This window comes from Planktothrix serta PCC 8927, assembly GCF_900010725.2.
Lineage (GTDB): Bacteria > Cyanobacteriota > Cyanobacteriia > Cyanobacteriales > Microcoleaceae > Planktothrix > Planktothrix serta.
In genome coordinates, this window is record NZ_LR734882.1 from 127992 (window position 1) to 140963 (window position 12972).

The window sequence follows — 12972 nt, forward strand, 5'->3', positions numbered from 1 at the left end:
CAGAGGTAATATCGTGACCCAGGGTAAAAACAACAACAAATCCCTATTTTCTCAACATTACTTACAGCATCAGATTCAGGACTGTCCAGAATGGCTAGTTGATGTAACTGCGGGGTTTAAGCAGTTAAAAAGTCTCTATCAGTCTCAACAAAATTTATTATCAACATTCAATCAAGTTCAAACTCAAAATTTTTTGATTCAACCCGCATTAGAAATTTTAGGATTTAGTTATATTTATCAAGTTAATTATTATGATAAAAGTCAAATAAAATGTCCTAATTATGCTTTATTTAACCATAAAATAGAACAGAATCAAGCCTATTGTTTACAAACTCATGAAACCGCGTTTTATTCTAGGGTAATTGCGATCGCACAATCCCAATATTGGCAACGTCCCTTAAGTAAAGTTTTGACTAATGATCAACGAGATATTGATCAAAATACTAACCCATCTTTTCAAATTATTAACGATTTGATCAGGACGGGAGTAAATTGGGGAATTTTAACGAATGGTCGAGAATGGCGACTCTATTATCGTTTAGCATCTTCTAAAGCAACAGAGTTTTATCCCATCGATTTACTAGAGCTTTTGGAAACAGAAAATTTAGAACAGTTTAAATATTTTTGGCTATTTTTTCGCCAAGAAGCCTTTGTTAAAAATTCCCAAGGACGCAATTTTTTAGAAGGGATACGGGAGGAAAGTACCAGATACTCAAGGCGAGTGGAAAATGAGTTAAAAGCATTAGTTTTTGAGCGGATATTTCCTAATTTAGCGGGGGGTTTTGTCGCAAATGCAACTCGACAGGGACAACCTGTGACATCTAAACAAGTTTATAAAGCGACTCTATCTTTTGTTTATAAGCTGTTATTTTTGCTCTATGCTGAAGCGAGAAATTTGTTACCTATGGGGGGGAATTATCGAGATTATAGCTTAATGCAGTTAACTCAAGAAGTAGCTCAAGATATTAAAATTCAGAAGAGATTAAGCCCAACTTCAACGGAAATATATGATCGGCTTTTGAATTTATTTCAACTTGTGGGTCAGGGAGAAAAAAAATTAGGTATTTCTCCTTATAATGGCAGTTTATTTGACTTTAATTTTAGTAAACTACAGGATCAATTAGATGATTCCGCTAATTATTTTTTATCTCAATTTAAACTACCAGATGTGATATTAGCTCCTCTATTAGATCAATTAGCACAATTTGAAGGAAAACCCATTGATTATCATTTTTTAGACGTGCGACAATTGGGGTCAATTTATGAAGAATTGTTAGAATATCAAATTATTATTGAAGATGCTACGACGGGAAAGGTTTATTTAGAAAATGATCAAAGCGATCGCAGGTTAACAGGCTCTTATTATACTCCTGATTATATTATAAAATACATGGTTAGTCAAACCCTAAAGCCGATTTTAGAACAGCGATCGCAACAATTTTCTGAACTCATGGAGCAAATTTATCAACTATATGATCAGATCAAAAATCAAGCATTAGAAAAGCAAAGTTTGAACAACTTACGAAAGGAGTTACAGCAATTACAGCAAGACGCAACAACTACATTACTCGATATAAAAGTTTGTGACCCCGCGATGGGAAGCGGTCACTTTTTATTAGAAACAGTAGATTATTTGACCGATGAATTAATCTATATTTTAACACAATATCCTGAACATAATCCAGTCTTGGAAATGTTGGATCAGACTCGTCAAAGTATTGTAGATAATTTAGAACAACAGGACATTTTGATTGATTCTGATCAATTAGATCCCACTCAATTATTGCAGCGATTGGTGATAAAACGCTGTATTTATGGGGTAGATTTAAACCCAATGGCGGTAGAATTAGCAAAAGTGAGTTTATGGCTACATTCCTTTACAATTGGCGCACATTTGAGTTTTTTAGATCATCATTTACGGTGTGGAAATTCATTAATTGGGACAACAATTAGAGAAGTAGGAGCAAAAATTTTAGCAGATGAAACTGGACAGTCAATTTTATTAACAGGGTCATTTGTGGAATTATTAAAAGCGGGGGAAATTATGCAAAATATAAGTATTTTGAATGATGTAACTTTTGTAGAAGTTGAACAAAGTAAAAAATTATTTCGTTATTTTAATAAAACAATAAAACCTTATAAACAGTTATTAAATAGGGATATTTCTCATTTTTTTGAATTAAAGCCAACAAAAAAAACAAGTTATGAAAAACAGTTTTTTCATTGGGATTTAGAGTTTCCAGAGGTATTTATTGATTTAAAAAATGCTACTTGGAAAGAAAATGCTGGGTTTGATGCTGTGATTGGAAATCCACCTTACGATATTTTAGCAGAGAAAGAGAGAAAAGAAAACCTAGGCTGTTTAATTAACTACCTGAAATCTAATCCAGTTTTTGCTCATAGTCTCGGCGGAAAACTAGATTTATATAGATTATTTATTTGTCGATCAGATTATTTAATCTCTCGATTTGGATTTGTGGGTTTGATTATCCCCCTGTCTGTTTTAGCTGACCAACAAGCTATTTCTCTCAGAAAGTTTTTGTTACATAAAAATAAGATTCGTCAGGTTAATGCTTTTCCTCAAAAAGACGATCCAAATCGAAGGATTTTTAGGAAAGCCAAACTCCCAACTTGTATTATTATTTTCAGTAACTCTCTTAATAATCAACCCATTAAAATTACCGTACATCCCGGTAATCTTCTGGAAGAAATTTCAGGAGAATTTTATTGTAGTTTAACTGAAATTGAAGCATTAGATGATAATAATTTACCAATTCCTCTGCTTTCATCCACTGAAGAAGTTCAAGTTTTAAGGCGGTTTAATATTCAAAATCAAATCCAAAAAGTAAAAAATATTTGCTCAACTTATCAAGGTGAAATTAATGAAACGACGATGAATAATTTAATTAGTAAAAATCCGAATAGCGGTTGTCGAATATTACGAGGAGGAAATATTCAGCGCTATGAATTTATTCCTCAACCTAAACAAGGGATGACAAAATATCTCAATGTCACTGCTTATTATCAGCAAATGGGAGGAAATCGAATCATTCATACCCTTCAACCCCGAATTGGCTACCAGAGAAATGCGGCTCTTGATAGTTGGAAACGCCTAATTTTTACACCTTTACCCACTCCTTGCTATTGTTTTGATAGCGTTTCCTATTTCTTGATTGAAAACAATCATTCTGCTTTTACATTACTCGCACTACTCAATTCTAATCTTTTAGAATGGAGATTCAGATTAACTAGCACGAATAACCATATTAGTATATCAGAAATTGCTGCTTTACCGATTCCTATTTTTACTTTTAATACTCCCTTAGAACATCGTCAAAAATCCCTGGAAAATGCGATCGCCTTTTATCATCAATATCAAAGCAATGGTAATCTTAATCCCCTATTAACCCAAGTCAACTATCACCTTAATCAACAACCCCCAGAAACAGACATTATTCACGATCTGTTAGCCTATTTAGCTGAACAAATGATTGAACTCAATAAACAAAAGCAAACTGAAATTCAAAGCTTTTTGCAAGGGTTAGAAGGCTTTATGGGTTGTTCTATTGATACTCTAAATCATAAATCTAAAATTCGGAATTACTTAGGAGACTATTACAAAACAGAACTCCATCTTGGTTTTGATGAGTTCATATCCGTTTTAAATAAAAATAAGCTCAAAATTGCTCCCCTTTGCCAAAAAAAACAACAAATGTTAGAACAGGAATATCAAAACAGTTTAAATATCCTATTACCCCTCAAAACCCAGTTAATGAGATGTGATAAACTGATAGATGCAATTGTATATCGGTTGTATGGATTAACGGAAGCAGAAATTGCTATTGTAGAGAGGAGTAAATTTAGGAGAGTTTGAACCCCAAAGACAGGGAGACACAAAAATTTTCTTTATGTCTTGGTATCTGGGTGGTTTACCCCGGAAGAAATTTAATCACTTCAAATTAGGATAATTTAACGATGTCTCATACCTATACGGTCTGGAAAACTGCTAAACTTTCTAAAGCCTTTTTAGAGGGGGTACGAGGGGCAATTCCCTTAGCAGTAGAACAAATTGATATTCTGTTAAGAATTATTAGAAAAGCTCAACCTAATCTGGATAATTTTTTAGATTTAGGTTGTGGAGATGGAATTTTAGGACGTTCTATTTTAAGTCAATATCCTGATGCTAGGGGGGTGTTTTTAGATATTTCAGAAACAATGGTTAAAGTAGCACAGGAGAGCGTTGATCAATCTTCTGGAAAGATTTCTTTTATTTTACAAGATTTTAGTCTAAAAGATTGGATTCAAACCTTAAAAAATGACGCTCCTTTTAATGTAATTGTATCAGGGTTTTCGATTCATCATCAACCCGATGAACGAAAAAAAGAGTTATATCAGGAAATTTTTGATTTATTGAAACCGGGAGGACTTTTTCTGAATTTAGAGCATATTTCCTCAACATCTCCTTGGGGTGAACAGTTATTTGATGAGTTATTTGTTGATTCTCTTTATGTTTATCATAAAAAGTTAGGAAATAATTTATCACGGGAAGAAGTCGATCAAAAATATTATAATCGGCCAGATAAAATCGCCAATATTTTAGCTCCCGTTGAGTTACAGTGTGATTGGTTACGCGAGATTGGTTATCAAAATGTTGATTGTTTTATGAAATTGTTTGAAATCGCCTTATTTGGAGGAATTAAACCTTAAATATTCGTTGGCTGTTGACGGTTACGGGCGGGAGTACCCCGCCCCTACGACTGTAGAAAACGCGCTTCTCCTGCTCCCCTTTTAACTATTCTCCGAAACGATATCCTTTGCCGTAAACCGTATGAATTAAGGGGGTTTCTCCGGTTATTTCAATTTTTCTTCTTAAAAGGCGAATTTGTGCGGCTAATACATTGCTGCTGGGTTGTTCGCCATCTCCCCAAAGATGTTGATGAATTTGATGATGGGTTAATAGTTGCCCTGGATAACGCATTAAATAAGCTAAAAGTTGGCTTTCTTTTTCCGATAAATCAATCATTCGTGTTCCCCGATAAGCGAGTTGATTTTCGAGGTCTAATTCTAAGTCTGCGACTTGCAAACGATTAGAATGGGTAAGGGGGGATTCTATGGCTTGGTAACGACGCAATAAGGCGCGAACTCTTGCTAATAATTCGCGTAATTCAAAGGGTTTCATTAAATAGTCATCAGCCCCGGCATCTAACCCTTGAACTCGATCATCTAGGGTGTCTTTTGCTGTTAAAAATAAAATCGGGGTTGGGTCAGATTGCGATCGCAATTCCTGACAAATTTCTAAACCCGATTTTTGTGGTAACATCCAATCTAAAATTAATAAATCATAATGATTTTGACGGGCTAAATCACAGCCAAAACGCCCATCTGTGGCAATATCAACAAGATACCCTTCACGGGTTAATACCCGACTCAAAGGTTCTGTTAATTCGATTTCATCATCAACTAATAAAATTCGCATCAGGTAAGAGGGAACAGGGAACAGGGAACAGGGAACAGGGAATAGGGAACAGGCAATAGGCAATAGGCAATAGGCAATAGGCAATAGGCAATAGTTTTATTAAAAACTAACAAAGCTAACAGTTAACAGTCAACCGTCAACCGTCAACCCATTAAAAGTACATCATTTCGGGTTCTAGGTGAGCCGCATCAATCCATTGCTGCATTGCCGGAAGTGACCAAATAGCTTTAACATAGTCTTGTTCAATTAATCCTAACTTGACATCATAGCTAATAAATCGAGAAACAACCGGAGCAAACATAGCATCGGCAATGGTAAAATTTCCGAATAAAAATTCACCACCCGACCCATATTGTTGACGACATTCTCGCCAAATTGACGTAATGCGATCAATATCAGCTTGTACACCGGGTTTCATGCCTTCTCTGGGGTAACGAGTGCGACAATTCATCGGCATTTGTTGCCGTAAATTCATAAATCCGGCGTGCATTTCCTGACTCACACAACGAGCATAAGCTCTGGCTTCTCGGTCTTGAGGCCATAAATCTCTAATAAAATTTTCGGCAATATATTCACAAATGGCTAAGGATTCCCAAACCGTTAAATCTCCATCTAATAACACCGGAACTTTCCCCGATGGAGAATAACGTCTGATTTCTTTGTGGGTGTTGGGAGTACCCAAATCAATCAAAATTTCCTGAAAATTAAGTCCTACTTGTTTCAGAACTAACCAAGGACGCAGCGACCAAGACGAATAATTTTTATTGCCGATCACCAGAGTTAACTGTCCCATAATCTGGTAAATAAAAGTTAGGGTAATAATTGCAGTTTCATCAGATCCCGAATTCTCGGCGAACTGTGTTGATAAATCCTAAATTGTCTCATTTCTCATCTTTATGATTACCGTAGCACTGCCTAAAGGCGCTTTATTAATAGACAGCATTCGACTTCTACAAGCCGTTGGACTTGATTTTAGTGCTTTTTTAGATCCAGCCAATCGACAACTTCAAATTCATGATCCCACCCAAACGGCCAAGGGGTTGCTAGTCCGGGCGCAAGATGTCCCTGTTTATGTCGAATATGGTCAAGCGCAGTTGGGGATTGTGGGTTATGATGTCCTGCGGGAGAAAAAGCCTCAAGTGGCTTCTCTAGTAGATCTCAAATTTGGCAAGTGCCGGATGTCGGTAGCTGTTAAACAATCAAGTCCCTATCAGCGCCCCGTAGAATTGCCGCCCCATAGTCGGGTAGCGTCTAAATTTGTCCACTGTGCTAACGAGTATTTTGAGAGTTTGGATTTACCTGTTGAAATTATACCGCTATATGGTTCCGTCGAATTAGGGCCAATTACAGGAATGTCTGAAGCGATTGTGGATTTAGTCTCTACGGGTAAAACATTACAACAAAATGGATTAACAGAAATTCAGGTTTTGTTTGAAAGTACAGCCCACTTAATTGCTCATCCCTTAAGTTATCGTTTAAATACAGACGGACTGAAGGATTTAATGACTCAAATTCGAGCAGAATTAACCGTTAAAGTGTAAATTTTTTAGATTTAACATTCTAAAGTGGATAGGGGTTTAGTCGTTATTTCCGAAGTATTTTCCTTGAGCAGTTGCTCGAAAATCCGGGGTTCTACAGGACGACTAAACCAATATCCTTGTAAACAATCGCACTCATGATCTCGCAGAAATTGTTGTTCAGCTTCCGTTTCTACTCCTTCAGCAATGACTTTCATATTTAAACTATGAGCCATTACAATCGTCGCTTTAACAATGGCTGCATTTTTAACATGAAGGTTGACATCTTTGACAAAACAGCGATCTAATTTTAAGGTATCAAAGGGAAATTTTTGTAAATAGCTTAAGGAGGAATATCCCGTCCCAAAATCATCTAAGGAAAGTCCGATTCCTAAATTTTTTAATTCTTGTAAAATAGAAACAGCCCGTTCGGGATTTTTAACTAACACACTTTCAGTTAATTCTAATTCCAAACACCTAGGATCTAAATGGGTTTGTTTTAAAACTTGCATCACATACCGTCCTAAGTTGCGTTGATGAAATTTTACTCCCGAAACATTCACCGCAACGGAGAGTTCAAATCCCTGATTTTGCCATTGTTTGACTTGTTTACAAACTTGACGAATCATCCATTCATCAATTTCTACAATTAAATCATTTTCTTCGGCTATACTTAAACATTCAATTGGAGGAACTAACCCTCGTTGCGGATGTTGCCATCGAAATAAAGCTTCAGCCCCCGTTATTTTTCCGGTTTTAAAGTCGAGTTGAGGTTGATAATGGATAATAAATTCTTCTTGATCTAAAGCATGATGCAGATCAATTTCTAAGAGAAAACGCTCTTGAATTTTTGTCCAAATTTCATTAGAATAGAGAAAATAAGAATGGGTTCCCTGTTGTTGGGCTTGACGCAGGGCAATATTAGCTTTGATCAGCAAATTATCAAAATTATCATCATGTTGGGGATATAAAGAAACACCTAAACAGCAGCCTAATAATAATTTATAATCGGAAATCTGGATCGGTTTAGATAAACAATTTAACAGTTTTTTAGCAATTTCTTCGATTTCTTCATCATCAGAAATAGGAGGTAAGATTAAGGCGATTTTTTCGCTTTTAAATTTAACCACAAATCCAGCCCTTTTCATTTCATCATGAATTCGATTAATTACAGCTTGAACTAAAATATCACCATAATTTGTTCCTAAATAATCTTGAAACCGTTCTAAGCGATCTAAACTTAAAATAAACACCGGAATAGATTGATCCGGTGACTTAATTAGCTTAATAATTTGTTTAAATTTACTCTCTAAACTGAATTGAGCCGCTAAGTTAATCCGAGATTCATCATTAACATTTCCCATTAATTGAATTAAGCTGGGAGACTCCGATAATGACAAGGGAAAATGAACTCTTTCCTGTTTATTAAACTGAGCTTGAATGGCGGCTAATAGTTCAGATTTACTATAAGGTTTGGTCAGATAGTCATCCGCTCCCAATTCCATCACCCGGCGTAAATTGCTACGTTCATGTTGGGCGGTTAAACAAATGAAAGGAATTGACAGGGTGTCCGGGTTACTTCTTAACTGTTCTAGGACTCCATAACCATCTAAATTAGGCATGATTAAATCACATAAAACTAAATCCGGTTGTTGGGTTTTAAGAAGTTGCAGACCCACTTGTCCATTGTCTGCTTCGAGGATTTGAAACCCTTCCGCATGAAGAATTTTCAGCAAACTTCGACGCAACAGGACATCATCTTCAATAATTAGAATTGTTTTCATGGTTTCTAGTTGATCCTCAAATCGTCTTCAGAGTTCCTATAGACTATAAAGCCTGTGGTTATTGATTGTCTGTAATTCCAAGCCGAGGGTTTCTTTAAAAAAGATAAAGAACATTATATGACTTAAAATAGATCTTTTGTTCTGCAAGTGCAGTGATAGAAAAAAAATAATTCTGTGAGATTTTACACAAAAATTTGTGATCTACATCGCCCATCAGTGATCATGATCTTGACAATTTCCGTAATTATACGGACTTTAATCGCTTAAAAAATACTTTCCTCGGTAAAATTGAGGCTTTGGGGTAGCGCTTGAACTTTCTTGGACTTCCGGGATACAGAGGAGGCTGCTGTGGAGTATTGCCGTCGAACTTCTGGCTTCAAGCGTGTTAAACTCTGATCAAGTGACAATCACGCCCTAATTCGAGTTGGAATGACTACCCGATTTTCCCCTAATAATACACCTCAAAAACAGAATTCGCGTGAAACAGACTGGCTGTTACTAATGCGGGTTGCTGAGTATGCGAAACGACATCAGCGTTTATTAATTCTAAGCTTGATTTTATTAATTCCTCTATCGCTCTCTGGTGCCGTTCAACCGATTTTAATTGGACAAGCGATTTCTTTAATTCGTCAAGAACCCACAACCTATCCGTTTCTGCAAAAAATGTCTTTATCGGATGGGTTAAATGTTCTGGCTATTATCCTCTTACTCACAATTTTAGTCCGATTTTTTCTCCAAGCAATTCAAGGGTATTGGGTGCAGAAAGTCGGTCAACAAATAACCACTGATATTCGCAATGATTTATTTGATCATGTCACCTCTCTGGCGGTTAGATTTTTTGATCGCACTCCCGTTGGTCGATTAATTACTCGTTTAACCAGTGATGTTGATGCCTTGGGAGATGTATTTTCTACGGGTGCAATTGGAATTATCAGTGATTTATTTTCGATTTTAGTGATTGCTGTTCTGATGTTTACCATGCAATGGCAATTGGCTTTGATTTTAGTGCTGATGATGGTTCCGGTAACAGCCCTGATTGTTTATTTTCAACAACAATACCGCCAAGCTAATTATCAATCCAGAGAGGAACTTTCCAATCTCAATTCCCAACTTCAAGAAAATATGGTGGGGATTGGTGTTGTGCAATTATTCCGTAGAGAACGGTTTAATTCTGAATTATTTCGGGCCACCAATCTTCACTATATTAAAGCCGTTGATCAAACCATTTTTTATGATTCGGCGGTATCAGCAACCTTAGAATGGATTGCTTTAATTGCGATCGCCGTTGTTCTCTGGTTTGGGGGTAAGCAAGTAATTCAAAATCAATTGAGTTTTGGAACCTTATCGGCTTTTATTTTATACGCCCAACGGTTGTTTGATCCCCTGCGACAATTTGCCGAAAAATTTACCGCTATTCAAGCCGGATTTACTGCCATTGAACGAATTAATAATATTCTCAATGAACCGATAGAAATTCAAGATCTAGATCAAATTACAGCCAACCTTTCTGCTTTTGATCCTGATGATCAAAACCGCATACAAACGGGAGAAATTCGCTTTGAAAATGTTTGGTTTGCCTATAAAGATGATGAATATGTAATCAAAAATCTAAATTTAACCATTCGTCCAGGGGAAAAAGTTGCCTTAGTCGGGCCAACGGGAGCCGGAAAAAGTTCAATTATTCGGTTATTGTGTCGATTATATGAACCTAGCAAAGGACGAATATTAGTTGATGGGATTGATATTCGAGAGTTACGTCAAGCGGAACTTCGACGCCATATTGGGGTGATTTTACAAGATGGATTTTTGTTCGCTGGAGATGTGAAAAGTAATATTACTTTGGGAGAATCCTATAGTTTTGAACAAATTCAACAAGCGGCAGAAAAAACCAATGTTGCTCAATTTATTGAACAGTTACCCCAAGGTTATGATACAGAATTACGAGAACGCGGAACGAATTTATCCAGTGGTCAAAAACAACTCTTAGCCTTTGCCAGAGCCGCCATTCGTAACCCCCATATTTTAGTTTTAGATGAAGCTACAGCTAATTTAGATGTGGTGACAGAAGCGTTAATTCAAGACGCCTTAGAACATCTTCTACAAGGACGTACCGCGATTATTATTGCTCACCGTCTTTCAACGATTAGAAATGTGGATCGAATTTTAGTATTAAAACGGGGTCAACTGATTGAGTCGGGTAGTCATGAAGAATTAATCGAGCAAAATGGCGTATATGCCAGTTTATACAACTTACAAATGTTAAAAGTACAGGACAATAATTAAGAATAAAGTTCGTTTGGTGGGCTATGCCCACCCTACTTTTCTAGGAGCGAATTTTTCGTTGAATTCGATGGGGTGAAATAACGTAAAGGGTATAGAATGGATAGGTAGAAGGGGGATTCACTGAACGCGCTTTTAAACGCCAGTAGGGAAAAGGAATCGTGTCATTTTTTTTGAAGGTATAATTAGGGCGATCTAAATCATAACTCCCCTGAGAATTTAGATTTTTACTGCTTTTCTTAGATTGACGTTCTAAATGAGTAAGGGGAAGAATAATTGGCCAAAAAGCAACAGAAAATCCGATCACAACCCACGAACCAATATGAGTATTGGGAGTGGTTTTATCTTGTAAAAAACTTCGTAGAAACACGATGAAAACTAGAAAAGCTACAATGAGATGGCATTGGAAGACAAGGGTTAAAAATAACATAGTGATCAAATTGAGGAAAATATAAAATCAGTGAGTCATCTGTTTGAAGTTCTACCAGAAAGAAGTAGAAACTCAGGAATTCAACTCTTAAATCTATCTCAGGGAATACATTGACTTTTTCTGATAGATTAAAGAGTGTAAAATCATCTGTTATTCGGATCTTTAGGAATAAAAATCCGATCCAGTTTCAGGAGGAATACAGAGGAGTCGTAACAAGGAAAGTGTGACCGCCTCGGAGATCAGATCTTTTAATAATTTATGAGTGGAATAGGGATGTCCCTGGTTTTCCTTTCCCACCCAACGATGCAAGGGGGTTAAAACATTGAGAACATAAGCACTTGCTTTTGTTTTATTGATGGAAACAACAATTTGATCAGGTAAACTCTCTAATTGTTGTTCTATTTCTGCGAGAGTTAATTTCTCTAAGGTCTGATGCTCTAGTGCAAAAGATTCCGTGAAAAGGACATTCATAGGGTAAACTTCAGCATTCAATATAGGTTTGAAATTCAACCAAATTCTGCAAGAGTTTCCCAACAATCCAACCCAAAACCTGACAAGAATGAATGATATAGCACCCTAATGATCTAATTCTAAACCCCTAAAAAACTAGAAAATTTATTCCCCATCGAGTTAACTATTTTCTGACAAAAATTTCAAGTCTTGCCCTATTAATTGTTGAGAGACTTTTAAGGGAATCGAAAATACTTTACCCTGTCGTTGAGAGACTTTGATGCTTAATTTTATCATCCGATAAATAAACCCTTTCATTGATTTTCTGGCTTGTTGCTGTTGCCATTGATATCCCTCTTCTGTAGAAGCGTATAGAGGTGGTAGACGATTCAGCGCATAGGTTATGACATCTATCTGATTAATTGATTGAACCAGTTCTGGGGGTAAATTTTGGAGTTGTCGTTCAAGTTCTTCAAGGGCTAATTCTTCCATGGCGTTACGGAAACCATATACTGGCTCATTTTGTTGAATATTTTTCATGGAATGGAAATCCTCCTTTAGGAATAATTAGAGTAGGGATTAACAGGTGGTTGTACAGTTTGATGCCAGAAACATATTAGACATTTCACCCAGAAAACACGTTCTCAATTCCGATTCCACTTTCTCTTTCTAAACGATAGATTCCGTATTATTGTTCCCCATTTCAAGTCTAAATTTTTTCTTAGATTCGTTGCACCCTTAAAAATTTACTCGCCAAATTAGCATCGAATAAAATACTCAATGACTCTGACTTGTCATATAACTAATGCAGTTTAAATCATAATAGTGAAGTTTTCGGGAAGATCAAGAATTAAGGTTAACTTGGATGTAATTTTTCCCTTTAATCCGCCGATTAACCCCTGTTTCTATTTCAGAAAGCAATAGCAGCGATCGCTGATTTTCTAGATATTTGTATTTGGGGTTGTAATCGGTTTATTTAACTCAATAGGAGGTTCCTCCGGTACTTCTGGGGGGGGTGCGACTGGCTCTGGGGGA

The 12972-nt window shown here is 36.4% G+C and carries 10 protein-coding genes; 4 read left to right on the plus strand and 6 right to left on the minus strand.

Annotation, left to right across the window (positions count from 1 at the left end; all coding sequences use genetic code 11):
• The first annotated feature begins 13 nt into the window (after nucleotides 1–13).
• A complete protein-coding gene (locus tag PL8927_RS23970; protein WP_083625968.1) occupies nucleotides 14–3874 on the plus strand; it encodes an Eco57I restriction-modification methylase domain-containing protein in 3861 nt (1286 codons plus the stop codon).
• Nucleotides 3875–3975: 101 nt separating this feature from the next.
• Entirely contained in the window at nucleotides 3976–4707 is a 732-nt protein-coding gene (locus PL8927_RS23975; protein ID WP_083625969.1) for a class I SAM-dependent methyltransferase, read from the plus strand.
• An 85-nt stretch (nucleotides 4708–4792) separates the two neighbouring features.
• Here the strand turns inward: PL8927_RS23975 and rppA are convergent, their stop codons facing one another.
• Together rppA and PL8927_RS23985 are read right to left on the minus strand one after the other, a co-directional pair.
• Nucleotides 4793–5476: a two-component system response regulator RppA gene (rppA, locus tag PL8927_RS23980; RefSeq protein WP_083625970.1), complete on the minus strand. Its 684-nt coding sequence runs from the start codon at nucleotides 5474–5476 to the stop codon at nucleotides 4793–4795.
• 151 nt (nucleotides 5477–5627) lie between these two features.
• A complete protein-coding gene (locus PL8927_RS23985) occupies nucleotides 5628–6269 on the minus strand; it encodes a glutathione S-transferase family protein (protein ID WP_083625971.1) in 642 nt (213 codons plus the stop codon).
• Nucleotides 6270–6372: 103 nt separating this feature from the next.
• Here PL8927_RS23985 and hisG point away from each other — a divergent pair, with 103 nt between their 5' ends.
• Nucleotides 6373–7017, plus strand: a complete 645-nt coding sequence (hisG, locus tag PL8927_RS23990; RefSeq protein ID WP_083625972.1) for an ATP phosphoribosyltransferase — start codon at nucleotides 6373–6375, stop codon at nucleotides 7015–7017.
• Between the two features lie 11 nt (nucleotides 7018–7028).
• Here hisG and PL8927_RS23995 read toward each other — a convergent pair whose 3' ends face one another.
• Complete coding sequence (locus PL8927_RS23995) at nucleotides 7029–8777, minus strand: two-component system response regulator (protein WP_083625973.1); 1749 nt, start codon at nucleotides 8775–8777, stop codon at nucleotides 7029–7031.
• Nucleotides 8778–9206: 429 nt separating this feature from the next.
• Between PL8927_RS23995 and PL8927_RS24000 the strand changes: the two genes are divergently transcribed.
• Nucleotides 9207–11060, plus strand: coding sequence for an ABC transporter ATP-binding protein (locus tag PL8927_RS24000; RefSeq protein WP_083625974.1), 1854 nt, complete (start codon nucleotides 9207–9209; stop codon nucleotides 11058–11060).
• Nucleotides 11061–11100: 40 nt separating this feature from the next.
• Here the strand turns inward: PL8927_RS24000 and PL8927_RS24005 are convergent, their stop codons facing one another.
• The 3 genes from PL8927_RS24005 to PL8927_RS24015 all read right to left on the minus strand — a co-directional run bounded on the left by PL8927_RS24005 (nucleotide 11101) and on the right by PL8927_RS24015 (nucleotide 12477).
• The gene (locus PL8927_RS24005) at nucleotides 11101–11427 is read right to left on the minus strand and encodes a hypothetical protein (RefSeq protein ID WP_156093312.1); all 327 of its coding nucleotides are present in this window, start codon (nucleotides 11425–11427) and stop codon (nucleotides 11101–11103) included.
• A gap of 222 nt (nucleotides 11428–11649) precedes the next feature.
• Nucleotides 11650–11958, minus strand: coding sequence for a hypothetical protein (locus PL8927_RS24010; protein WP_083625976.1), 309 nt, complete (start codon nucleotides 11956–11958; stop codon nucleotides 11650–11652).
• 159 nt (nucleotides 11959–12117) lie between these two features.
• The gene (locus PL8927_RS24015) at nucleotides 12118–12477 is read right to left on the minus strand and encodes a late competence development ComFB family protein (RefSeq protein ID WP_083625977.1); all 360 of its coding nucleotides are present in this window, start codon (nucleotides 12475–12477) and stop codon (nucleotides 12118–12120) included.
• Between the last annotated feature and the right edge of the window lie 495 nt (nucleotides 12478–12972).